Annotated in this window: 21 protein-coding genes; 9 read left to right on the top strand and 12 right to left on the bottom strand. The window is 73.1% G+C overall.

Annotation, left to right across the window (positions count from 1 at the left end; all coding sequences use genetic code 11):
• The first annotated feature begins 46 nt into the window (after positions 1–46).
• Entirely contained in the window at positions 47–1,324 is a 1,278-nt protein-coding gene (locus tag OHA86_RS13600) for a thymidine phosphorylase (RefSeq protein WP_329175340.1), read from the top strand.
• Between the two features lie 425 nt (positions 1,325–1,749).
• Here the strand turns inward: OHA86_RS13600 and OHA86_RS13595 are convergent, their stop codons facing one another.
• Complete coding sequence (locus OHA86_RS13595) at positions 1,750–2,607, bottom strand: dienelactone hydrolase family protein (protein WP_329175335.1); 858 nt, start codon at positions 2,605–2,607, stop codon at positions 1,750–1,752.
• Positions 2,608–2,657: 50 nt separating this feature from the next.
• Here OHA86_RS13595 and OHA86_RS13590 point away from each other — a divergent pair, with 50 nt between their 5' ends.
• Both OHA86_RS13590 and OHA86_RS13585 read left to right on the top strand, forming a co-directional pair.
• The gene (locus tag OHA86_RS13590; RefSeq protein ID WP_443071988.1) at positions 2,658–3,875 is read left to right on the top strand and encodes an adenosine deaminase; all 1,218 of its coding nucleotides are present in this window, start codon (positions 2,658–2,660) and stop codon (positions 3,873–3,875) included.
• 91 nt (positions 3,876–3,966) lie between these two features.
• Positions 3,967–4,287: an ATP-binding protein gene (locus OHA86_RS13585; protein ID WP_329175331.1), complete on the top strand. Its 321-nt coding sequence runs from the start codon at positions 3,967–3,969 to the stop codon at positions 4,285–4,287.
• A gap of 46 nt (positions 4,288–4,333) precedes the next feature.
• Here the strand turns inward: OHA86_RS13585 and OHA86_RS13580 are convergent, their stop codons facing one another.
• The 4 genes from OHA86_RS13580 to OHA86_RS13565 form a co-directional block, all read right to left on the bottom strand.
• Positions 4,334–4,822 (bottom strand): VanZ family protein, encoded by a 489-nt coding sequence (locus tag OHA86_RS13580; RefSeq protein ID WP_443071986.1) that lies wholly within the window; start codon positions 4,820–4,822, stop codon positions 4,334–4,336.
• Between the two features lie 101 nt (positions 4,823–4,923).
• Positions 4,924–5,559: a hypothetical protein gene (locus tag OHA86_RS13575; RefSeq protein WP_329175327.1), complete on the bottom strand. Its 636-nt coding sequence runs from the start codon at positions 5,557–5,559 to the stop codon at positions 4,924–4,926.
• Positions 5,556–7,154, bottom strand: a complete 1,599-nt coding sequence (locus OHA86_RS13570; RefSeq protein WP_329175325.1) for a HAMP domain-containing sensor histidine kinase — start codon at positions 7,152–7,154, stop codon at positions 5,556–5,558. The genes OHA86_RS13575 and OHA86_RS13570 overlap by 4 nt, the downstream gene beginning before the upstream one ends.
• Entirely contained in the window at positions 7,151–7,828 is a 678-nt protein-coding gene (locus OHA86_RS13565) for a response regulator transcription factor (protein WP_327289075.1), read from the bottom strand. Before OHA86_RS13565 ends, OHA86_RS13570 begins: the two co-directional genes overlap by 4 nt.
• A gap of 220 nt (positions 7,829–8,048) precedes the next feature.
• On the opposite strand from OHA86_RS13565, the gene OHA86_RS13560 reads away from it, so the two are divergent.
• Entirely contained in the window at positions 8,049–8,777 is a 729-nt protein-coding gene (locus tag OHA86_RS13560; protein ID WP_329175323.1) for a SigE family RNA polymerase sigma factor, read from the top strand.
• A 913-nt stretch (positions 8,778–9,690) separates the two neighbouring features.
• Here OHA86_RS13560 and OHA86_RS13555 read toward each other — a convergent pair.
• On the bottom strand, positions 9,691–10,320 hold the full coding sequence (locus tag OHA86_RS13555; protein ID WP_329175321.1) for an ATP-binding protein: 630 nt from the start codon (positions 10,318–10,320) through the stop codon (positions 9,691–9,693).
• Between the two features lie 95 nt (positions 10,321–10,415).
• Here OHA86_RS13555 and OHA86_RS13550 point away from each other — a divergent pair, with 95 nt between their 5' ends.
• Entirely contained in the window at positions 10,416–10,826 is a 411-nt protein-coding gene (locus tag OHA86_RS13550; protein WP_329175319.1) for a hypothetical protein, read from the top strand.
• Positions 10,827–10,835: 9 nt separating this feature from the next.
• Here the strand turns inward: OHA86_RS13550 and OHA86_RS13545 are convergent, their stop codons facing one another.
• Genes OHA86_RS13545 through deoC form a run of 3 tightly spaced genes read right to left on the bottom strand, consistent with a single transcriptional unit; the run spans position 10,836 to position 14,204 of the window.
• The gene (locus OHA86_RS13545; protein ID WP_329175317.1) at positions 10,836–11,714 is read right to left on the bottom strand and encodes an aldehyde dehydrogenase family protein; all 879 of its coding nucleotides are present in this window, start codon (positions 11,712–11,714) and stop codon (positions 10,836–10,838) included.
• On the bottom strand, positions 11,701–13,200 hold the full coding sequence (locus tag OHA86_RS13540; protein ID WP_329175315.1) for an aldehyde dehydrogenase family protein: 1,500 nt from the start codon (positions 13,198–13,200) through the stop codon (positions 11,701–11,703). Before OHA86_RS13540 ends, OHA86_RS13545 begins: the two co-directional genes overlap by 14 nt.
• Before the next feature lie 5 nt (positions 13,201–13,205).
• Positions 13,206–14,204, bottom strand: coding sequence for a deoxyribose-phosphate aldolase (deoC, locus tag OHA86_RS13535; protein ID WP_329182396.1), 999 nt, complete (start codon positions 14,202–14,204; stop codon positions 13,206–13,208).
• Between the two features lie 364 nt (positions 14,205–14,568).
• Between deoC and OHA86_RS13530 the strand changes: the two genes are divergently transcribed.
• Together OHA86_RS13530 and OHA86_RS13525 are read left to right on the top strand one after the other, a co-directional pair.
• The gene (locus OHA86_RS13530; RefSeq protein WP_329175313.1) at positions 14,569–15,276 is read left to right on the top strand and encodes a PH domain-containing protein; all 708 of its coding nucleotides are present in this window, start codon (positions 14,569–14,571) and stop codon (positions 15,274–15,276) included.
• A 676-nt stretch (positions 15,277–15,952) separates the two neighbouring features.
• The gene (locus OHA86_RS13525; RefSeq protein ID WP_329175124.1) at positions 15,953–17,170 is read left to right on the top strand and encodes an IS110 family transposase; all 1,218 of its coding nucleotides are present in this window, start codon (positions 15,953–15,955) and stop codon (positions 17,168–17,170) included.
• Positions 17,171–17,380: 210 nt separating this feature from the next.
• Here OHA86_RS13525 and OHA86_RS13520 read toward each other — a convergent pair whose 3' ends face one another.
• The 3 genes from OHA86_RS13520 to OHA86_RS13510 form a co-directional block, all read right to left on the bottom strand.
• A complete protein-coding gene (locus OHA86_RS13520) occupies positions 17,381–19,033 on the bottom strand; it encodes a phospho-sugar mutase (protein WP_329175312.1) in 1,653 nt (550 codons plus the stop codon).
• Between the two features lie 199 nt (positions 19,034–19,232).
• On the bottom strand, positions 19,233–20,042 hold the full coding sequence (locus OHA86_RS13515; RefSeq protein WP_329175311.1) for a purine-nucleoside phosphorylase: 810 nt from the start codon (positions 20,040–20,042) through the stop codon (positions 19,233–19,235).
• A gap of 131 nt (positions 20,043–20,173) precedes the next feature.
• Positions 20,174–20,611, bottom strand: a complete 438-nt coding sequence (locus tag OHA86_RS13510; RefSeq protein WP_329175310.1) for a gamma-glutamylcyclotransferase — start codon at positions 20,609–20,611, stop codon at positions 20,174–20,176.
• Positions 20,612–20,704: 93 nt separating this feature from the next.
• Here OHA86_RS13510 and OHA86_RS13505 point away from each other — a divergent pair, with 93 nt between their 5' ends.
• Both OHA86_RS13505 and OHA86_RS13500 read left to right on the top strand, forming a co-directional pair.
• Positions 20,705–22,165: an NAD(P)H-quinone dehydrogenase gene (locus OHA86_RS13505; RefSeq protein ID WP_329175309.1), complete on the top strand. Its 1,461-nt coding sequence runs from the start codon at positions 20,705–20,707 to the stop codon at positions 22,163–22,165.
• A 314-nt stretch (positions 22,166–22,479) separates the two neighbouring features.
• The gene (locus tag OHA86_RS13500) at positions 22,480–23,322 is read left to right on the top strand and encodes a DeoR/GlpR family DNA-binding transcription regulator (RefSeq protein WP_443071985.1); all 843 of its coding nucleotides are present in this window, start codon (positions 22,480–22,482) and stop codon (positions 23,320–23,322) included.
• Positions 23,323–23,336: the final 14 nt, after the last annotated feature.

Here is a 23,336-nt window from a genome sequence, read left to right as displayed (position 1 = left end):
CGCGGCACCGGTCCGAGCCCCAGAGACTGCAAGGAAGCAGAGCACCATGGACGTCATTTCCGTCATCCGTACCAAGCGCGACCGCGGCCGGCTCAGCGACGAGCAGATCGACTGGGTGGTCGACGCCTACACCCGCGGCGAGGTCGCCGACGAGCAGATGTCCGCGCTCGCCATGGCGATCCTGCTCAACGGCATGGACCGCGCCGAGATCGCCCGCTGGACCGCCGCGATGATCAACTCCGGTGAGCGGATGGACTTCTCGGCGCTCAGCCGGCCGACCGCCGACAAGCACTCCACCGGCGGCGTCGGCGACAAGATCACCCTCCCGCTGGCCCCGCTGGTCGCCGCGTGCGGCGCGGCGGTGCCGCAGCTGTCGGGCCGCGGCCTCGGCCACACCGGCGGCACCCTGGACAAGCTGGAGTCCATCCCCGGCTGGCGGGCGGCGCTGTCCAACGACGAGATGATGGCGGTGCTCGGCGACACCGGAGCGGTCATCTGCGCGGCGGGCGACGGCCTCGCGCCGGCCGACAAGAAGCTCTACGCGCTGCGGGACGTGACCGGGACGGTCGAGGCGATCCCGCTGATCGCCTCGTCCATCATGTCCAAGAAGATCGCCGAGGGCACCGGGTCGCTCGTGCTCGACGTGAAGGTCGGCTCCGGGGCCTTCATGAAGTCCCTGGAGGACGCGCGGGAGCTGGCCGCCACGATGGTGGGCCTCGGCACGGACCACGGTGTACGGACCGTCGCGCTGCTCACCGACATGTCCGTACCGCTCGGACTGACGGCGGGCAACGCGCTCGAAGTCCGCGAGTCCGTCGAGGTGCTGGCCGGCGGCGGCCCCGCCGACGTCGTCGAACTCACCCTCGCGCTGGCCCGCGAAATGCTCACCGCTGCCGGCCTGCCGGACGCCGACCCCGCCAAGGCGCTGGCGGACGGCTCGGCGATGGACGTCTGGCGCCGCATGATCAGGGCGCAGGGCGGCGACCCGGACGCCGCGCTGCCCACCTCCCGCGAGCAGCACGTCATCGCGGCGCCCGCCACGGGGACGCTCACGGCCCTGGACGCCTACGCGGTCGGCGTGGCCGCCTGGCGCCTCGGCGCTGGCCGCGCCCGCAAGGAGGACGCGGTCCAGGCGGGAGCGGGCGTCGAGTGGCACGCCAGGCCCGGCGACCTGGTCCAGGAGGGTGCGCCGCTGCTGACCCTCCACACGGACACGCCGGGGAAGTTCCCGTACGCGGAGGAGGCTTTGGCCGGGGCCTTCTCGGTCGTGGCTGATGCCCCGACCTTCGAAGCCAGGCCCATCGTGCTGGACCGGATCGCCTGAACATCCCCTGCGGGGTGGCCGTTCAGGGCGGTGCCCCTTGCGGCGGCCGCTCGCCTGCTTGCCGGTGGGGGCTCGTCGCGCAGTTCCCCGCGCCCCTGGGAGGGGGTGCCACCTGTGGTGGGGCTCGTACCTTGCGGTGCGGTGTGGTTGGGCGCGGGGTTCCTCGCGCCCCTGGGGGGGCCACCTGTGGTGGGGCTGGCACCTTGCGGTGCGGTGTGGTTGGGCGCGGGGTTCCTCGCGCCCCTGGGAGGGGGTGCCACCTGTGGTGGGGCTCGTACCTTGCGGTGCGGTGTGGTTGGGCGCGCGGTTCCTCGCGCCCCTGGGGGCACCCTCTTGCGTGGAGGGCAGGCTGTCAGGGGTGCGGGGAACTGTGCGAACAGCCGCCGCCGGGCAGCAGGCGACAGGCCACCGCAAGGGGCGGCCCCTCAGGCGCGGCGAGCCCCCGCAGGGGGCTGGCGCAGGGCGCGGCCGAAGCCCGTGGCCAGGGGCATGCGGAGTCCCAGGGGCGGCGGAGCCGCGAGCGCGTCGGCGACCGGCCGGGCGTAGGGCTGGTCCAGGAGCGAGCCCAGGACGAAATCCGTGGTGAGCGCGAAGACCTCGGCCCGGTGCTGGTGCAGCCCGTGCCCGTCCGAGTGGACCTCGAACCTGCACACCTGGCGGTTGACCTTCTTGGCCCGCTCCGCGAAGCGGTAGGAGAGGTCCGGGTCGGTGGACTCGTCCTGCGTCCCGTGCACGATCAGCACCCGCCGCCCGATCAGCTGCTTGACCGGCTCCGGCTCCGGGCCGCCCGGCAGCCACGGGGCCAGCGCCACCACGGAGCCCACCGCGGGGTGCCCGGCCGCGTGCAGGGCGGCCCGCCCGCCCATGTCCATGCCGACCAGGCACACCGGCACGTCGCCGTAGCGCCGTACCGCCTCGCCGACGGCCCACTCCGCGTCCTCCGCGGGATGCGCGTGGCCGCCGTTCCAGCCGCGGAAGCGGTAGTGGACGACGTGCGCGGCGACCCCGTCGGCGGCGCCCTCGCGCACCAGGTGCCGTGCGAGCGGCCACATCAGGGCGGCGGCCATCGGCGAACGGCGCCGCGTGCTCAGCGCGTCGCCGCCCGGCAGCGCGAGCACCACCGCGCGGACGGTGGCGCCGGTCGCGCCCCCGCCGTCCGGCCGTTCGCCTCCCCGGAGCCGCTGGCCCGGCAGGAGGTGCCCCCAGCCCGGCGCCGGTACCAGGCCGGGCGCGACAGGGCGCCCGAGCCGGGCGCCACGCGCCGGTAATGCTTGTGAAGCCATGCCGCAACGATCGCAGACGCAGGGGTGTGCACAGTATGGCCGGGCGGAAAATAATTGCTCGATCGACCGGATCTACGCGCGTAGGGCGTACAGTTTCGTGCATGCAGAACCCAAAACCGGGCGTTCCGACCCGGGACCAGATCCGCCGCGCCCCCAAGGTGCTGCTGCACGACCACCTGGACGGTGGCCTGCGCCCCGGCACCATCGTCGACATCGCGCTGGCGACCGGCTATGACGCGCTGCCCGAGACCGACCCCGACAAGCTGGGGACCTGGTTCAGGCAGGCTGCCGACTCCGGTTCGCTGGAGCGGTATTTGGAGACTTTCGCGCACACCTGCGCGGTGATGCAGACCCGTGACGCGCTGATCCGGGTCGCCGCCGAGTGCGCGGAGGACCTGGCGGCCGACGGCGTCGTATACGCCGAGGTGCGGTACGCGCCCGAGCAGCACCTGGAGGGCGGGCTCACCCTCGAAGAGGTCGTGGAAGCGGTCAACGCGGGCTTCCGCGAAGGCGAGCGGCGGGCGCGGGAGAACGGCGACCGGATCAGGGTCGGCGCGCTGCTCACCGCTATGCGGCACGCCGCCCGCTCCCAGGAGATCGCCGAACTCGCCAACGCCTACCGGGACCTGGGCGTCGTCGGCTTCGACATCGCGGGCGCCGAGGCCGGTTACCCGCCCACCCGGCACCTGGACGCGTTCGACTACCTGAAGCGGGAGAACAACCACTTCACGATCCACGCGGGCGAGGCGTTCGGCCTGCCTTCGATCTGGCAGGCGCTCCAGTGGTGCGGCGCCGACCGGCTCGGTCACGGGGTGCGGATCATCGACGACATCGAGGCCGGCCCCGGCGGCGAGGTGTCGCTCGGCCGGCTGGCGGCGTACGTACGCGACAAGCGGGTACCGCTGGAGATGTGCCCGACGTCCAATCTGCAGACCGGTGCGGCCAGTTCATACGCCGAGCATCCGATCGGCCTGCTGCGGCGGCTGTACTTCCGGGTGACGGTCAACACCGACAACCGCCTGATGTCGGGGACGAGCATGAGCCGCGAGTTCGAGCACCTGGTCGAGGCCTTCGGGTACACGCTCGACGACATGCAGTGGTTCACCGTCAACGCGATGAAGTCCGCGTTCATCCCTTTCGATGAACGTCTCGCCATGATCAACGAGGTCATCAAGCCGGGTTACGCCGAACTCAAGGCCGAATGGCTCTTCGAGCACACGACCGCGGAAAGGCCACTGGCCAGCGGTTCCGCCGTCGCCGAGGGCTGAGCGCACGAGGCGGCGGGTGCGCCCGGGAGGGCGGCGCGGGCGCGCCACGCCGGTTGCACGGCAGGTGAGGGCGTGGCTACGTTCCGGAGTTATGCAGACTCGAACCAAGAAGACCCTCGCGACCACCGCGCTCGGCCTGGCCTTCGCCGCCGCGGCCGGCGGCAGCGCGTCCGCCGCCGCCACTACCGGCCTGGCCGGCACCGATGTGCTCAGCTCCCTCCCGGTCGCCTCGGCCGCCAACCTCGTACCGGGGGCCAGTACCTCCGCCGCCGGCGCCAAGGGCGCCCTCTCCAAGGGCACCTCGGCACTCTCCGGCAAGGCCTCCAGCCTGCTGCCCTCGGGCAACCACCTCGACGGCAACCAGATCGCGCCCGTGGCCGGACTGCTGGGCGGCCTCCCGATCGGCGGCTGATCCGCCCGGATCCTCAGCGCCGTCCGCGTCGGTGGGCGCCCCCTGCCTAGGGGGCGCCCACTTCCGTAGGGGTACGGGGGGCGCCCTCGCGCAGGAGTACGGCCTCCCGGCGGCGCAGGCGGGCGCGTACCGCCGGGACGACCAGCAGATGCGCCAGGGCCACGCCCGCCGTGTTGAGGATCAGCGCGTCCACGTCGAAGAGCTGGCCCGGGACCATGGTCTGGGTGAACTCGACCGATATCGAGACCATCAGCCCGGCGAAGACCGTACGGACGAAGGACGCCACCCCCGACGTCTCGACCCGCCCGCCGGCCATCGGCAGCAGGATGCCGAGCGGCGCCAGCAGGCCGAGGCCCGCCAGCAGACGGCGGGCCGCCTGCGCGGAGCCCATCTGCAGGTCGTCCCTGATCGTGCCGAACGGCCGCAGATTCGGCGACGGCACCCACGCCACGTAATGCGGGCGCAGCAGCAGCCAGGCGGCGAACGCGAGGTAGGCGGCGGTCAGCAGGAGCCCGGCCGCGCGCACCCGGTACATGGAGCCTTCGTGCTGCACACCGCCCAAGACGCGGGAGCCGCGCCGTCCGGTTCCCGTGACCGGGGTGTGACGCTCCGCACGTCGGCCGGCCGCCGCCCGCGTCAGGGCAGCTCGGTGCCCGCCGTGTCGGCCGCCTGCGGCTGGGTGCGCAGGTCCGGCGTACAGGTGTAGCGGCGGACCTTGCTGCCGTCCTCCGAGCCGCCGAGGACCACGCTGTGGCCGGCGGAGGCCAGCGGGCTCACCGCGATCGTGCAGACGATCTGCGCCAGTGCGAAGGACGGCAGATCCCCGATCGGCTGCCCGAGCCGCAGCGCGTCGTCCGGGTCGCCGGGATCGGGCCCCGAGACCTCCAGCGTGCCGGGCACCGCCGTGGCGAAGCCCGCTTTCGCCTCGTCCCCCAGCACGCTGCGGTGCAGCTGGGCGACCAACTCCCTGACCTGCGCGACCCGGCCGGCCGGGCGCACCCGCACCTGTACCGTCCGGGGCACCGGTGTGGTCTGCATCCCGCACACCAGGTAGACCTGCTCCACCGCCGCGTCCGCCGCGTCGGGCGAATTCTCGGCCTGGGGTATGGCGCAGGACGCCCGCGAGGGCGCGGGTCCCGCGTCGACCGGCACCGAGGTCGTACGGATGCCGCAGCCGGTGGCCAGCGGCAGCACCGCGAGCAGCACGGCGCCGCTCGCCGCGAGCCCGCCGGAGCGCCAACGCCGCCGGGGCGGCACGGAACACCCGCTCATCGCGCACCGCCCCCCGCGCCGCCGGGCGCGCCCTGGCCGCCGCCGTTGACCGCGTCGGACGCCTCGTCCTGGCGCGGGTGGCGGGGGAGCCGCAGGGTGAAGACGGCGCCGCCCGACGGGCCGTTCGCGGCGGTGATGTCGCCGCCGTGGATGTGCGCGTTCTCCATCGCGATGGACAGGCCCAGCCCGCTGCCCTCGGAGCGGGCCCGGGACGCGTCGGCCTTGTAGAAGCGGTCGAAGACGTGCGGCAGCACCTCCTCGGGGATGCCCGGCCCGCGGTCGGAGACCGCGATCTCGATCTCGCCCGCGTCGCCGCCGTCGGGACCCGTGTCCGTACCGCCGCCGTCAGGACCGGACTCGTCGCCCTCAGGACCCGTACCGCGGACCGTGACCCGGACCGGCGAACCGCCGTGCTTGAGGGCGTTGCCGATCAGATTCGCCATGATCACGTCCAGCCGCCGCGGGTCGAGGGTGGCCAGCAGCCCGCGGGGCGCGTCCAGTTCCACCGAGTCCAGCCAGGCCCTCGCGTCCATGCAGGCCATCACCTGCTCACCGACGTCCACCTCGTCCACCCGCAGCTTCGCGGTACCCGCGTCGAACCGGGTGACCTCCATCAGCGTCTCCACCAGTTCGTTCAGCCGCCGGGTCTCGCTGACCACCAGGCGTACGGCGGGCGCGATCATCGGGTCGAGCGCCTCCGCCTCGTCCTCCAGCACATCGCTGACCGCGGTGATCGCGGTCAGCGGGGTACGCAGCTCGTGCGACATGTCCGCGACGAAGCGGCGGCTGGCCGCCTCCCGGGCGCTCAGCTCCTCGACCCGGGTCTCCAGCGCCTCCGCCGCGTTGTTGAACGTCCGCGACATCTCCGCCAGCTCGTCGGTGCCCGACACCTTCAGCCGGGTGTCCAGATGCCCCTCGCCCAGCCGCTGCGCCGCCTCGCCGAGCCGCCGCACCGGGCGGAGCACCGCCGCGCCCGCGGCCTGCGCCAGCAGCGCGGAGCCGATCAGCGCCAGCAGCGTGGCGATGCCCAGCGACCAGGCCAGCGAATTGAGGTCCTTGCGCTCGGCGTCCAGTGACTTGAGCATGTAGCCGGTCGGCCCGTCGCCGTTGATCCGCGCCCCCGCCACCAGGTACGGGCGGCCCTCCAGCGAGATCCGCTCCCAGTGCAGGTGGTACTTGTGGTCATTGGTGTGCACGGTGTTGACGGCCTTCTGGAGCGTCGCCGGCACATCGTCGAGGGTGAACACGTCGCGGTTCGACGTCGCCGCGCACTCCTGGCTGTCGGGCGCGGTGCTGATCAGCACCACCTGATACGTGTCGGAGTCGCCTATCCGGCTCGCCGTGCTGTCCAGCGACTGGCAGGTCGGGCTGACCGGCAGCGACGCGGCGCTGCGCTGGAGCGAGTCGCGGAAGTCGTTGAGCGCGCTGTTCTGGGCGCGGGTCAGCACGGCGTCGCGGTTCAGCCAGTACGCGATGCCGGACACCGACACCGCCGCGGTCAGCGCGACCGCCGCGAAGACCGCGACCAGCCGCAGCCGCAGACTCGTCCACCGCAGCAGGCCGGAACCCCACCTGCCGCCCGTGCCGGAAGTCACTGCGGCGTGTCCAGGCGGTAGCCGACGCCGCGGACGGTACGGATCAGGGCGGGCGACGACGGCACATCCTCGATCTTGGCGCGCAGCCGCTGCACACACGCGTCCACCAGGCGCGAGTCGCCCAGGTAGTCGTGCTCCCACACCAGCCGCAGCAACTGCTGGCGGGACAGCGCCTGGCCCGGCCGGCGGCTCAGCTCCAGCAGCAGCCGCAGCTCGGTCGGGGTGAGCTGGAGATCCTCGCCGTCCTTGGTCACCGTCATGGCGTTGCGGTCGATGACGATCGAGCCGAAGGCGGCGGAGTCGGTGCTGTCCCGCTCGCCGCGGCGCAGCACGGCACGGATCCGGGCGTCCAGCACCCGGGGCTGCACCGGCTTGATCACATAGTCGTCGGCCCCCGACTCCAGGCCGACGACCACATCGATGTCGTCACTGCGCGCGGTGAGCAGGATGATCGGCAGCTGGTCGGTGCGCCGGATACGCCGGCACACCTCGAAGCCGTCGATACCCGGCAGCATCACGTCGAGCACGATCAGGTCGGGACGCTGCTCCTTGAGGAGCTTCAGGCCGTCCTCGCCCGTCGCCGCGGCCACCACGCGGTGACCCTGGCGGGACAGGCCGAGTTCGAGACCGGTGCGGATGGCGTCGTCATCCTCGATCAGCAACAGGAAGGGCACGCCGGACATTGTTGCCTACCTCCGGCGGCCGGATGAAGTGCGGGGGACAACCCGTGCCCCGGGCACCCCCCGGGGCGGCGGGCTCTGTGACGGGCCTGTGACACTCGGCGGACAGCCCCATGAAACTGGCCCGGCAGGCTGGAGCCACTTCGGACAGCGCACGCCGCACAGGCTGCGACGCCGGAAACCACGCTGAAGGTTCCATCGACGGGGGCGCGACATGAACGCACTGCTCGGCACCACCACCGCCGCGGTCCACTCGACGCGTGCGCACTCCTTCGCCAGGTCCACCGAGATGTCCGGCGCCGCGAGCGGACGGGGGTACGCCCGCGGCGCCGGACGCACCGCCGGCACGTCGGTGGTCAAGCAGCGGCCCGCGTACATCACACCGCTGGAGCCGGCCGCGCCGACCGTCCCCTCGGTCGACACGGAGGCCGAGTTCACCGCGTACGTGCAGGAGCGCCGCGCCTCGCTCTACGCGACCGCGTACCACCTGACCGGCGACCGTTTCGCGGCCGAGGACCTGCTGCAGAGCGCGCTGCTGTCCACGTACCGGGCGTGGGACCGGATCAGCGACAAGGCCGCCGTCGGCGGGTATCTGCGCCGCACCATGACCAACCTGCACATCAGCGCCTGGCGGCGGCGCAAGCTCAGCGAATACCCGACGGAGGAACTGCCCGAGACGGTCGGCGACACCGACGAGATGGGCGGCACCGAACTGCGCGCCGTCCTGTGGCAGGCGCTCGCCCGCCTGCCCGAGCAGCAGCGCACCATGCTGGTGCTCCGCTACTACGAGGGCCGCACCGACCCGGAGATCGCCGACATACTCGGCATAAGCGTCGGCACGGTGAAGAGCAGCATCTGGCGCTCCCTGCGCCGGATGCGCGATGACGAAGCACTGAGCTTCGGCCGCGACGAGGAGTCCGCCTTCGGCGAACTCGTCGCCTAGCAGACCCGGGGGGTACGGGGGTACGGGGGAAGCACGGGGCCGGACGGCCGGGGGGAGGCCGTCCGGCCCTGTACTACGTCCATGCCCGGCCTCCCCGGCCCGCGGGGTGCCGCGGTTCCCCTCCGCGAGGGGGCGCGCCTCCGCTGGCGCGGGTCCGGGGTGCCGTTGCGTCGGCGGGTGCGCTTCGGCTGGCGCGGGTCCGGGGTGCCGTTGCGTCGGCGGGTGCGCTTCGGCTGGCGCGGGTCCGGGGTGCCGGTTGCGTCGGCGGGTGCGCTTCCCCCGGGCGCGGGGGTGTGCGGTTCCCCTTCGGCAGGGGGTGCCCACCCGCTGATGCGGGGTTGGGGTCCCCTGACGCAGGGGGGTGCCCATAAGGGGCGCGGGGAACTGCGCGAGCAACCCACCACTGGCCGGTGGTCCGGATCGGACCGAAGAGACCCTTTGGGTCGGTGACGACCCGCGCCCCCGGTGGGGGCTGGGCGCGCAGTTCCTCGCGCCCCTTGGGGTGGTGGCGGTGCGTCTGCACGTGACGGTGGGTGGGGGTTCTGGCGGTGCCTCTTCGGCAAGGGGGGTGCCTACCAGGGGCGCGGGGAACTGCGCGAGCAACCCCCACCGGCCGGTGGTCCGGAGCGGACCGAAGAGACCCTTCGGGTCGGTGACGACCCGCGCCCCGGTGGGGGCTGGTCGCGCAGTTCCTCGCGCCCTTGGGGTGGTGCGGTGCGTTCGTACGTGACGGTGGGTGGGGGTTGGGCGCGCGGTTCCCCGCGCCCCTGGGGTGGTGCGGCCCGTCCGCACACGACGGCGCATCGTGGCTGAGCGCGCAGTTCCTCGCGCCCCTGAGGGGCACCCCCCGCCGTGCGGGCAGCGCAGCCCCGCGCCGGCGGAGGGGCACCCCACGCCGGGGGACGGCGCACCGCTATCGGGCGCTCCCCGCGGAAGGCGCAACCTCGGTGATCGGCGCCGCGAGAATGCGAGGCAGCGCCTCATCCGCACCGCAGGGGTGGCAGCCCAGCGCGACCTGCCGGTCGACGATGGCGCGCTCCGCGCGCATGAGGTGCCAGCCCCTCCGGAGGAGAAACGGCACCGCCTTCCGGCCTTCGCGAAGATCCCGCACGAACCGCCGACGCGCCGTCGTGGCGGGCCGCCCGCGCAGGCACACCGCGTCCGCGAGCAGCCCCAGTTCGCGGCAGCGGGCAACGATCTCGGCCGCGAAGATCCCCTCGGCGACGAAGAGCGGCGAGCCCCCCAGGTCCAGCCGGGCGCAGCCGCCGGCCGCGCTGGCGGCGATGTCGTAGACAGGCGTGTCCGCGACGCCCTCCGCGCACAGCGCGGCGACCGCGGCGACCGCCGCGTCGGCGTTCCAGGACCGCGGCGCGTCCCAGTCGATCCCGGTGCCGCCCGGCAGCACCGGCAGCGACGGATCGTCGCCGTCCTTGTAGAAGTCGTCGAGCGCGAGCACCGGCAGCCCCGTGCGCGCGGCGAGCGAGGACTTGCCCGAGCCCGAAGGGCCGGCCAGCAGGATCACACGAGCGGGAAGTGAACTCACGGGAAATCATTCTCCCGCATCCCCGCCCGGGTGATCCCCCGCGGTAGGGCAACTACTCACCGCACTCGTTCCATTACGCTGAGCCCGGAAAGCAAGTGTCCGCCCCCGACAAGGCCCAGGTGCCCATGCCCTCCCTGCGTACAGCTCTCGCCCTCACCCTGACCGCCGCCGCGGCGACCCTCGTGCCGGCCGCCGCCGCGGCGGCGGCCACCCCGGCGCCCGCCGGGACGGCCGCCCCCGACAGCGCGCTGGACGCGCTCCCGCTGGACGTGCTGCCCGTCCAGACCGTGACCGGCGCGCTGGCCGCCGGTGTGGCGCCGGCCCGCGACCTCACGCTGGACCCGCTCGCGAACACTGGGGTGGACCCACTGGACAACGGCCTGGGCACCCAGGTCGCCGACTTCCAGCCGCTGTCGACCACCGCGCTGACCGCGCCGATCACCCGCGGCGGCTCGCTGGGCACGCTGCCGCTGGTCGGACCGGTGAGCGGCCTGCTGACCGGCTGACGCCGGGCGCTAGACGCCGATCGGGTGCCACACCGTCTTCGTCTCCAGCCAGGCCGTCAGGCGGCCCGTGCCGGGGTCGGCCGTCCAGTCCTCGGGCGACGGGCGGCGGACCCGCTTGAGGGTGTCGGCCGCCGAGACCTCCAGCTCCACGGCCAGCTCGGCGCCCGCGCCGGTCAGGTCGAGGCCGTTGACGTCCTGGTGGGCGGCCAGCGGCGCGGCCAGCTCCGCGGTGCGGCCCGAGAGGATGTTGACCACGCCGGCGGGCACGTCGGAGGTGGCCAGCACCTCGCCGAAGGACAGTGCCGGGAGCGGGGCGCGCTCGGCGGCGATCACGACGGCCGAATTCCCGGTGGCGATCACCGGGGCCAGGACGGAGACCAGGCCGAGCAGCGACGAGTCCTGCGGGGCCAGGACCGCGACCACGCCGGTCGGCTCGGGGGTGGACAGGTTGAAGAAGGGTCCCGCCACCGGGTTGGCGCCGCCCACCACCTGGGCGATCTTGTCGGTCCAGCCGGCGTACCAGACCCAGCGGTCCACCGCCGCGTCCACCGCGGCGGCGGCCTTGGCCTTCGACAGCCCGTCGGCCTCGGCGACCTCGCGGACGAACTGCTCGCGGCGGCCCTCCAGCATCTCCGCGACGCGGTAGAGCACCTGCCCGCGGTTGTACGCGGTCGCGCCCGACCAGCCGGGCACCGCCTTGCGGGCCGCGACGACCGCGTCACGGGCGTCCTTGCGGGACGACAGCGGCGCGTTGGCCAGCCACTGGCCGCCCTTGGAGTCCGTCACCTCGTACACCCGGCCGCTCTCGGAACGCGGGAACTTGCCCCCCACGTACAGCTTGTAGGTCTTGAACACCGAAAGACGGGACTGCTGTTCAGGCGCCTTCATTGGTCGCGCTCCCCTTCTCGCTCGCACGCTCGCCCGCCGGGCCGGCCGCTCCGGCGAGGTAGCCCTCCAGGCCGTGCCGGCCGCCTTCCCGGCCGTAGCCGGACTCCTTGTAACCGCCGAACGGCGAGGTCGGGTCGAACTTGTTGAAGGTGTTGGCCCACACCACCCCGGCCCGCAGCTTGTTCGCCATCGACAGGATGCGCGAGCCCTTCTCGGTCCAGATGCCGGCCGACAGGCCGTACGGCGTGTTGTTGGCCTTCTCGACCGCCTCCGCCGGGGTGCGGAAGGTCAGTACGGACAGCACAGGGCCGAAGATCTCCTCGCGGGCGATCCGGTGGGCCTGGGTGACACCCGTGAAGAGGGTCGGCGCGAACCAGTAGCCGGAGGAGGGGAGTTCGCAGGCCGGCGCCCAGCGCCGGGCGCCCTCCTCCTCGCCCGCCTCGGCCAGCGCGGTGATCCTGGCCAGCTGCTCGGCGGAGTTGATCGCCCCGATGTCGGTGTTCTTGTCCAGCGGGTCGCCGACCCGCAGCGTGCCCATCCGCCGCTTGAGCGCGTCGAGCACCTCCTCCTGCACCGACTCCTGCACCAGCAGCCGCGAACCCGCGCAGCACACATGGCCCTGGTTGAAGAAGATGCCGTTGACGATGCCCTCGACGGCCTGGTCGATCGGGGCGTCGTCGAAGACGATGTTCGCGGCCTTGCCGCCGAGTTCGAGCGTGACCTTCTTGCGCGAGCCGGCGACCGTACGGGCGATGGCCCGGCCGACCTCGGTGGAGCCGGTGAAGGCGACCTTGTCCACGTCCGGGTGCGCCACCAGCGCGGCGCCCGCGTCACCGTAACCGGGAAGGATGTTGACGACCCCGCGCGGCAGCCCGGCCTGCCGGCAGATGTCGGCGAAGAAGAGGGCGGACAGCGGGGTGGTCTCGGCCGGCTTGAGGACCACGGTGTTGCCCGCGGCCAGCGCGGGCGCGATCTTCCAGGCCAGCATCAGCAGCGGGAAATTCCACGGGATGACCTGCCCGGCCACACCCAGCGGGCGCGGGTCGGGACCGTAGCCGGCGTGCGCGAGCTTGTCGGCCCAGCCGGCGTAGTAGAAGAAGTGCGCGGCGACCAGCGGGAGGTCGACGTCCCGGGTCTCGCGGATCGGCTTGCCGTTGTCCAGCGACTCCAGCACCGCCAGCTCGCGGGCGCGCTCCTGGAGGATACGGGCGATACGGAAGAGGTACTTGCCCCGCTCCGCGCCCGGCAGCGCGCTCCAGCTGGTGAACGCCTTGCGGGCCGCCTTCACCGCGCGGTCCACGTCGGCCTCGCCGGCCCGAGCGACCTCGGCCAGCACCTCCTCGCTCGACGGCGACACGGTCTTGAAGACGGTGCCGTCGGCGGCGTCGGTGAACTCACCGTCGATGAACAGCCCGTAGGACGGCGCCAGATCGAGGATCGCGCGGGACTCGGGCGCGGGTGCGTAGGCGAATTTCTCATTGGCCATGACGATCAGTCCACCGTGACGTAGTCGGGACCGGAATACCGGCCGGTGCTGAGCTTCTGCCGCTGCATCAGCAGATCATTGAGCAGGCTGGAGGCGCCGAAGCGGAACCAGTCGGGCGACAGCCAGTCGTCGCCGAGGGTTTCGTTGACCATCACCAGGTACTTGATCGCGTCCTTCGACGTACGGATGCCGCCGGCCGGCTTGACCCCGACCTGCACGCCGACCGCGTCGCGGAAGTCGCGTACCGCCTCCAGCATCAGCAGGGTGTTGGGCGGGGTGGCGTTGACCGCGACCTTGCCGGTGGAGGTCTTGATGAAGTCGGCGCCGGCCAGCATCGCCAGCCAGGAGCAGCGGCGGATGTTGTCGTACGTCGACAGCTCGCCGTTCTCGAAGATCACCTTGAGGTGGGCGGCGGACGTGTCGGGGCGGACGCAGGCCTGCTTGATCGCCCTGATCTCCTCGAAGACCTCCATGTAGCGCCCGGACAGGAAGGCGCCGCGGTCGATGACCATGTCGATCTCGTCGGCCCCCGCGGCGACCGCGTCCGCGGTGTCGGCGAGCTTGACCGGCCGCGCGACCCGGCCCGCGGGGAAGGCGGTCGCGACCGAGGCGATGCTGATGCCGGAGTCGTCGCCCAGCGCTTCCCGCGCCACGGCGACCATGTCGGGATAGACGCAGATCGCCGCGACATGCGGGGTGCCGGGGTCGGTCGGGTCCGGCCTGCGCCCCTTGGCGCACAGCGCCCGGACCTTGCCGGGGGTGTCGGAGCCTTCCAGGGTCGTCAGGTCGATCATCGAGATCGCCAGGTCGATGGCGTACGCCTTCGCGGTCGTCTTGACCGACCGGGTGCCGAGGCCGGCGGCTCTGGCGTCGAGGCCGACGGCGTCGACCCCGGGCAGGCCGTGCAGGAACCGCCGCAGGGCGGCGTCCGAGGCCGTGACATCGGCAAGGCCGGCCAGTCGCCCGGGGGCGTCGGGGCCGTATGCGGGAACAACTGAGGACATGGTCACCAGCCCAGCATATCTACGCGCGTAGCGGCGTGTCACTACCCGGGGTGGCCCGGGGGCCGGGGTATGCGGTGCCCGCGGGGCGGCCCGGGGCGGCCCTGGAGTGAGGGTCGGCCGTTTCCGGGCGGCCCCCGGGCGGCTGTGGTCGGCGGTGGCCCGAGGCGTTTCAGGGTGCCCCGGCCTCCCGGGCGCCCCCGGGTGACGCCAAGGCGTCGGGGCGCCCGGCGGGCGAGGCCCGACCACCTCGGGGCGCCCCCGGGTGCCCCTGGCCTCCCGGCGGTGCCCGCGGGGCGGCGTCGAGACGGGAACGCAACCGGGTCGTGGCCCGGGCGGCGGGCGGGGTCGTGCACAATCGGTCGTTATGACGAGTCCGAGGTCCGACCGCCCGACGCCGCCGCCGGACAGCGCCGGCCCCGGGCAGCCGAAGTACGCCGACCGCGCCTACCGCTCGATGGCCGGGATGGTCGGCGGAGTGGGGCTGGTCGCGGTCGCGTGCTGGCTCGGCGGCGACGCCATCGCCAATGGCAAGGGTCACACTCCCTGGCTGGCCATCGCGGCACTGCTGCTCGCGCTGCCGCTCATCGTGGCGCTCACGCTGCGGCCCGCGGTCTTCGCGAACTCCGACCGGATCCGGGTGCGCAACCCGTTCCGTACGATCACCGTGCCGTGGGCCGGGGTCGACGGGGTGCGGTCCTCGTACTCCACGGAGATGCTGGCCGGCGGCAAGAAGTACCAGCTCTGGGCCATCCCGGTCTCGCTGCGCGCACGCAAGCGGGCGGCCAGGCAGGACGCCAAGGTGAAGGCGGCGGGGGACGACGCGTTCACGCCGGGCGGCGGGGGGAGGCGGCCCGCGTACGGGCGCAGGTCCTCGCCCGTGCCGGGGGCGGACCCGACCATCCGGGCCTGGTCGGACCAGGCGCTCAGTGAACTGCGGGAGCTGGCCGAGCGCCACGAGGGCAAGGTGGCGGAGGGCGAGTCCACCGTGCCGGTGGTGCGCTGGTGCTGGGAGGTCCTGGCCCCTGCGGCGGCCGGTGCGGTGGTCCTGATCGTCCTGCTGTCCCTCAGCTAGCCCCTGCGGGCGGCTTTCGTGATTCCTGGGCCGGCCCCGGAGGCCCCCACGCCCCCGAGCGGTGGCCGCGCCCGAGCCCGCACGCCGGGCCGCGTCGTGACTCGCCGCACGGGTCTCCGCGTTCCGTTGCCTGCGCGAGGGCTCCGCCACCTGCTCGCGGACGGCACCGCCAGCGCGAGGCGCCCCCGGGGCGGACGGGCGGCCCGCCCACGCGAGGCGTAACCCCCGGGTGGACGGGCGTACGGCCAGCGCGAGGCGCAACCCCGGGCGGAGGAGCGTACCGCCAGCGCGAGGCGTACCCCCGGGTGGACGGGCGGCCTGCTCACGCAAGGCGTAACCCCTGGGTGGACGGGCGTACCGCCAGCGCGAGGCGTACCCCTGGGTGGACGGGCGGCCCGCCCACGCGAGGCGTACCCCGTTATGTTTTTCGTGGTCCTGCAACGGGATCGCTGGCCTCCGGGCCCGGCATGACTGTTGCCCCCTGTCGAAGGCATGACCTGGGGGGTGGTGTCACCGGGTCCGGGGGTGTTCGTCGGAGACGCTGATCAGAGGTCCGGCCACCGCCCGGTCCGGCGCAACGCCGGACAGTTCGCGGGCGGCAGGTCTGCATAACGTGGATGCGCGAGCACGACACCCGAGCCGAGGCCGGCATCGTCAAACCCCCTGGAAGGGCGCGATGTTCGAGATCGAAGACGTGGGCGTGTTCCTCGGCCTGGACGTCGGCAAGTCCGCCCACCACGGGCACGGGCTCACCCCGACCGGGAAGAAGGTCTTCGACAAGCCGCTGCCCAACAGCGAACCGAAGCTGCGGGCCGTGTTCGACAAGCTGACCACGAAGTTCGGCACCGTCCTGGTCATCGTGGACCAGCCCGCCTCCATCGGCGCCCTGCCCCTGGCCGTCGCCCGCGACGCCGGCTGCCAGGTGGCCTACCTGCCCGGCCTGGCCATGCGACGGATCGCCGACCTCTACCCCGGCGAGGCCAAGACCGACGCCAAGGACGCGGCCGTCATCGCCGACGCCGCGCGAACCATGCCGCACACCCTGCGCTCCCTGGAACTGACCGACGAGATCACCGCCGAGCTGACCGTGCTGACCGGCTTCGACCAGGACCTCGCCGCCGAGGCCACCCGCACCAGCAACCGGATACGCGGCCTGCTCACCCAGTTCCACCCCAGCCTGGAGCGCGTCCTGGGCCCCCGCCTGGACCACCAGGCCGTCACCTGGCTCCTGGAACGCCACGGCTCCCCGGCCGCCCTGCGCAAAGCCGGCCGCCGCAGACTCGTGGAACTGATCCGCCCGAAGGCCCCGCGCATGGCCCACAGGCTGATCGACGACGTCTTCGACGCGCTCGACGAGCAGACCGTCGTCGTCCCCGGCACCGGCACCCTCGACATCGTCGTCCCCTCCCTGGCCGCCTCCCTGGCCGCCGTGCACACCCAGCGCCGGGCGATGGAAACCCAGATCAACACCCTGCTGGAGGCCCACCCTCTTTCCCAGGTCCTGACCTCGATGCCCGGCGTCGGTGTCAGGACCGCCGCAGTCCTGCTGACCACCGTCGGCGACGGAACCAGCTTCCCCACCGCCGCCCACCTCGCCTCCTACGCAGGCCTCGCCCCCACCACCCGACAATCCGGCACCTCGATCCACGGCGAACACGCCCCCCGAGGCGGAAACCGGCAGCTCAAACGCGCCATGTTCCTATCCGCCTTCGCCTGCATGAACGCCGATCCCGCCTCCCGGACCTACTACGACAAGCAACGAGCCCGCGGAAAAACCCACACCCAAGCACTCCTCCGACTCGCCCGCCAACGCATCAGCGTCCTGTTCGCCATGCTCCGCGACGGCACCTTCTATGAGACTCGGGCACCGAAAGGCGTCGAGCTCGCCGCCTAACCCCAACAACACCGAACTACCCCAAAACCGGCAGAGATGCCTTGACGAAAGACATAGAGGCACCCCCCCGGGCAGGGGGCGTACCGCCAGCCGAGGCGCCCCCCGGGGTGAGGGAGCCCCCCGGGGGAGGGCGCACCCCGGGCGGAGGGCATGTCCCCGTGCGGGAGGGGGCCGGCTCAAGAGGGTCGCCGCCGAGGGAAGCGGGTCGTCCTAGAGGCCCGCCGCTGAGGCGAGCGCGGACTTCAGGGCCGCCAGGACGGACGTCGCGGTGGCGCGGGCGGCGGCGAGGTCGCCGTCGACCGGGACGACCACCTCCAGGTAGCACTTGAGCTTGGGCTCGGTTCCGCTTGGCCGGACCACGACCCGGGCCGACGACACGCCCCCGCCGGCCAGGCGGTAGCGCAGGCCGTCGGTCGGCGGCAGGCCACCCGCCCCGTCGAGCAGGTCCTCCGCCGTGACGACGGCGAGCCCGGCAAGCTCCACCGGAGCCTCCGCCCGCAGCCGCGCCATCACGTCCGCGATCAGCGACAGGTCCGCCACCCGTGCGGAGAGCTGGTCGGTCGCGTGCAGGCCGTGCGCGACGGCGAGGTCGTCCAGGACGTCGGCGAGCGTGCGGCCCTCCCGCTTGAGGCCGGCGGCCATCTCCGCGATGAGCAGGGCCGCGCTGATGCCGTCCTTGTCCTTGACCCCGTCGGGGTCGACGCAGTAGCCGAGCGCTTCCTCGTAGCCGTAGCGGAGGCCCGGCACCCGGGCGATCCACTTGAAGCCGGTCAGGGTGTCCTCGTAACCGAGCCCGGCGGCGGCTGCGATCCTCGACAGCAGCGAGGACGACACGATGCTCGCCGCGAGGACGTCCCGGCCGGGCTCGGCGGCGCCCCGCCGTACGAGGTGCGCGGCCAGGAGCGCCCCCAGTTCGTCGCCGCGCAGCATCCGCCAGCCCGCGTCCGCGGCCGGGTCGGGCACGGCGACGGCGCAGCGGTCGGCGTCCGGGTCGTTGGCGACGACCAGGTCGGGGACGGCGTCCCTGGCGGTCTTGAACGCCAGGTCCATCGCGCCGGGTTCCTCCGGGTTGGGGAAGGCGACGCTGGGGAAGTCCGGGTCGGGCACCGCCTGTTCGGCGACGGCCAGCGGCGCGGTGAAGCCCGCCTGCTCGAAGGCCGCGGTCAGGGTGCCCAGGCCGACGCCGTGCAACGGGGTGTAGACGGTGGACAGCTCGCGCGGGCCGCCGGGTTCGAGGACGGCGACCGCCCGGCGCAGATACGCCGTGACGACGTCCGCGCCGAGCACGTCCCAGCCGTCCGCGGCCAGCGGTACGGACGCCAGCGACCCGATCGCCGCGATCTCGGCGGCGATGTCCGCGTCGGCGGGCGGCACGATCTGGGAGCCGTCGCCCAGGTAGACCTTGTAGCCGTTGTCCTGCGGGGGGTTGTGGCTGGCCGTCACCATCACGCCCGCGTCGGCGCCGAGATGGCGTATCGCGTAGGCGAGGACCGGGGTCGGCAGCGGGCCGGGCAGCAGGTACGCGCGCAGGCCGGCCGCGGTCATCACCGCGGCGGTGTCGCGGGCGAAGTCGTACGACTTGTGGCGGGCGTCGTAGCCGATGACGGCGGACGTGCCGCCGTGCGCGCGTACGTACGCGGCCAGGCCTGCGGCGGCGCGGATCACGACGGCCCGGTTCATGCGCATCGGGCCGGCGCCGAGGGCGCCGCGCAGGCCTGCGGTGCCGAACTCCAGGGTGCCGGCGAAGCGGTCGGCCAGCTCGGGGAGGTCGTGTGCGGCCAGCAGTCCTTCGAGTTCCGCCCGGGTCTCGGGGTCCGGGTCCTCGGCCGCCCATGCCTGGGCGCGGGCGATCAGGTCTTCCATGAGGATGCCTCCCCTTGCGGTGGCTTTCACAGTGCCGGTGCGCTGTGGCTGGTCGCGCACTTCTCGCGCCTTTCGGCGCACTTCTCGCGCCCCTTCGGAGCGCGTCCCCGGTGGGACGGTTGCGGCGGCCGGGTGGTTGCCCGGGCGGCCCCGTGCCCGCGCGGGCGGGCCGGAGCCGGGCGGGCCGGAGCCGGGTGGGTCAGAGCCGGGCGAGGAGGTCGGCGAGCAGCGTGCCCATCCGGGTCGCCGACTCGTGGCCCGCCGCCAGCACCTCCTCGTGGTTGAGCGGCGCGCCGGTCATACCGGCGGCGAGGTTGGTGACCAGGGAGATGCCCAGCACCTCGGCGCCCGCCTCGCGCGCGGCGATCGCCTCCAGGGTGGTGGACATGCCGACCAGGTCACCGCCTATCGCGCGGACCATGCCGATCTCCGCGGGCGTCTCGTAGTGCGGGCCAGGCAGCTGGACGTAGACGCCCTCCTCAAGGGTGGGGTCGATGTCGCGGCACAGGGCGCGCAGCCGGGGGGAGTACAGGTCGGTGAGGTCGACGAAATTCGCGCCGGCGATCGGCGAGGTCGCCGTCATGTTGATGTGGTCGCTGATCAGCACCGGCTGGCCGGGGCGGTAGCCGGGCCGCAGCCCGCCGCAGCCGTTGGTGAGGACGATCGTCTTGCAGCCCGCGGCCACCGCCGTGCGGACCCCGTGTGCGACGCTCGCGACGCCCTTGCCCTCGTACAGGTGGGTGCGGCCGAGGTAGACCAGCGCGCGGACGCCTCCGACGCGGACCGAGCGCACCCGGCCCGCGTGGCCGGCCACCGAGGGCGCCGGGAAACCGGGCAGCTCGGTGATCGGCAGCTCGGCGTCCGCCGCGCCCAGCTGGTCGGCGGCGGGCACCCAGCCCGAGCCCATGACCAGGGCGACGTCGTGCGTCTGCGCACCGGTCAGCGCACGCAGACGGGCGGCGGCGGCGTCGGCCGCGGCATAGGGGTCGGAGTTCACAGAAGCGTTCACGCGCTGAGCGTAACCTGTCAGGGCCTACGCGCGTAGACGGCCTGACGTCGACTGTTCAGGAAATAGGAGCATCCGACAATTGACGGCCGACCTGCGGGCTGTCGGGGAAGTGGCCGAAAACGGCCGCGCCCTCAGCAGGGCCGCTTGCGCAGCCCCATCACGTAGTCGTGCGGCGCCCCCGCCGACTCGGCCGCGTCGGCGATCTCGCCCAGGTAGCGCGCCGAGGGCAGGCCGCCCTCGTAGTCGTTGAGCACGTAGAGCCACGAGGCCAGGTCGCCGTCCAGGGTGTGCACCCGTACGGTCGTACGCCGGTAGATCTGCAGCGGTACGCCCTCCCAGCGGTCCATCGACTCCTCGTCGACCGGCGCGATGTCGTAGAGGCACACGAAGACCTGGCTGGCCGGGTCCTCGACCAGGGTCGCGAGCGCGCCTTCCCAGCCCATCTGCTCGCCGCCGAAGGTCAGCCGCCAGCCGTTCAGCCAGCCCGTGCCGCGCAGCGGGGAGTGCGGGGCGCGGCGCGTCATCAGCCGCGCGTCGAGGTTGCCTGCGTAAGCGGCGTAGAGCGACATGAGGACGAGGGTACGGGAGCGGCATCGCCTCGGGGCCGGGAAGCGCGGGGCAGCGGTGCCCCCTGTCGGTGAGCACTTGGCGCGTGCGGGACAATGGGGTACGTGACAAGGATCGTGATCATCGGTGGCGGACCCGGCGGCTATGAGGCGGCGCTGGTGGCAGCGCAGCTCGGCGCGGAGGTGACCGTCGTCGACTGCGACGGGCTGGGCGGTGCGTCGGTGCTGACCGACTGCGTACCGTCCAAGACACTCATCGCCACGGCCGAGGTGATGACGACCTTCGACTCTTCGTACGAAGAGCTGGGCATCATCGTCGCCGACGACACCCCGCCGCTGGAGCGCGCGGCCCGGGTCGTCGGGGTGGACCTCGGCAAGGTCAACCGCCGGGTCAAGCGCCTCGCGCTGGCCCAGTCGCACGACATCACCGCCTCGGTGACCAGGGCGGGCGCCACCGTGATGCGCGGCCGCGGCCGGCTCGACGGGCCGCAGACCGCGGTGGGCACCCGTACGGTCGTCGTCACGGCCGCGGACGGCACCGAGCAGCGGCTCACCGCCGACGCGGTACTGGTCGCCACCGGCGCGCGTCCGCGCGAACTGCCCGACGCCATGCCGGACGGCGAGCGCATCCTGAACTGGACCCAGGTCTACGACCTGGACGAACTGCCGCGCGAGCTGATCGTGGTCGGCTCCGGCGTCACCGGCGCCGAATTCGCCGGCGCCTACCAGGCGCTCGGCTCGACCGTGACCCTCGTCTCGTCCCGCGACCGGGTGCTGCCGGGCGAGGACCCGGACGCCGCCGCGGTCCTGGAGGACGTCTTCCGGCGGCGCGGCATGAACGTGATGTCGCGCTCCCGCGCCCAGTCGGTCAAACGGGTCGGCGACGGGGTCGAGGCGACCCTCACCGACGGCCGGGTCATCACCGGCACGCACTGCCTGATGGCGGTCGGCGCGATCCCCAACACCTCCGGGATGGGCCTGGAGGAGGCGGGCGTGAAGCTCACCCAGTCCGGCCACATCTGGACCGACAAGGTCTCCCGTACCAGCGCGTCCGGCGTCTACGCGGCGGGCGACGTCACCGGCATCTTCGCGCTCGCCTCGGTCGCGGCCATGCAGGGCCGGATCGCGATGTACCACTTCCTCGGCGACGCGGTGGCCCCGCTGAACCTCAAGACCGTGTCCTCCAACGTCTTCACCGACCCCGAGATCGCCACCGTCGGCTACTCGCAGGCCGACGTGGACAGCGGCCGGATCGACGCCCGGGCGGTGAAGCTGCCGCTGCTGCGCAATCCGCGCGCCAAGATGCAGGGCATCAGGGACGGCTTCGTCAAGATCTTCTGCCGCCCCGGCACCGGCATCGTGGTCGGCGGTGTGGTCGTCGCGCCCAAGGCGAGCGAGCTGATCCACCCGATCTCGATCGCGGTGGACAACAACCTGACGGTCGAGCAGATCGCCAACGCCTTCACCGTCTACCCGTCGCTGTCCGGCTCGATCGCCGAGGTGGCGCGGCAGCTGCACAACCGCAAGGCGACCGGCCTGGACCAGGGCCTGTCGTAGGGCCTGTCTGTCGGGGGGCCGGTCCCGTCAGGACCACGACGCGGCCCCTTCACCATCCTTTCGCGGCCCCTTCGCGACACCGTCGCCACCCTTCGCACCCGGCCCACGGGTTACGTGGCCGGGTGCGTCGGCATGCACGGGAGGGGCGGGAGGGGCGCGCGGCGGCGCGGGCGAACGTACGGTCGGCGCGTAGCACTTCCCGGTCTCTTCGCCGCGTAACTTCCGTTATTTGGTGCAAAACGCAGAAAGTAGCGGTCGTTGGGGTTACTGTCGGTTCCGTGTTCGCTGCAGAACGTCGCCAACTGATCCTCGAAATGGTGCGGGCCAATGGAGCGGTGTCGCTTCGTGAGCTCGCCCGCGTCGTCCAGACCTCCGAAGTGACCGTGCGCCGCGATGTGCGCGCGCTGGAGGCAGAAGGACTGCTGGACCGCAGACACGGCGGTGCGGTCCTGCCGGGTGGCTTCACCCGTGAGTCCGGCTTTCCGCAGAAATCCCACCTGGCGACCGCCGAGAAGACCGCCATCGCCGACCTCGCCGCCTCGCTCGTGGAGGAGGGCGAAGCCATCGTCGTCGGCGCGGGCACCACCACGCAGGAGCTGGCCCGGCGCCTCGCCCGGGTTCCCGGGCTCACCGTGGTCACCAACTCCCTACTGGTCGCCCAGGCGCTGGCCCACGCCAACCGGGTCGAGGTCGTCATGACCGGCGGCACCCTGCGCGGCTCCAACTACGGCCTGGTCGGCAGCGGCGCCGAGCAGGCGCTCCAGGGGCTGCGGGTGTCCCGGGCCTTCCTGTCGGGCGCCGGGCTCACGGCCGAGCGCGGGCTGTCCACGTCCAACATGCTGTCCGCCAGCGTGGACCGGGCGCTGGTGCAGGCGGCGGCGGAGGTCGTGGTCCTCGCGGACCACACCAAGCTCGGGGCCGACACGATGTTCCAGACGGTGCCGACCGAACTGATCACCCATCTGGTCACGGACGAGCCGCCGGCCGGGGACGAGCGGGCGGCGACGGAGTTGCAGGCGCTGGCGGACCGGGGGGTGCAGCTCGTGGTCGCCCCCGGGTGTCCCGGCGAGCCGGCCGCCCCGCTGCCGTCCCCCCGCCGGCCCCACCCGCTCCGTCCCCCCGCCTCGCCCCGCCTGGCGGACCTGCGCCCGCGCTAGCAGCGTCCGGAGCC

The organism is Streptomyces sp. NBC_01477 (assembly GCF_036227245.1).
Lineage (GTDB): Bacteria > Actinomycetota > Actinomycetes > Streptomycetales > Streptomycetaceae > Actinacidiphila.
The sequence above is the reverse complement of the archived record's forward strand: the minus strand, read 5'-3'. Positions and strand labels throughout refer to the sequence as shown.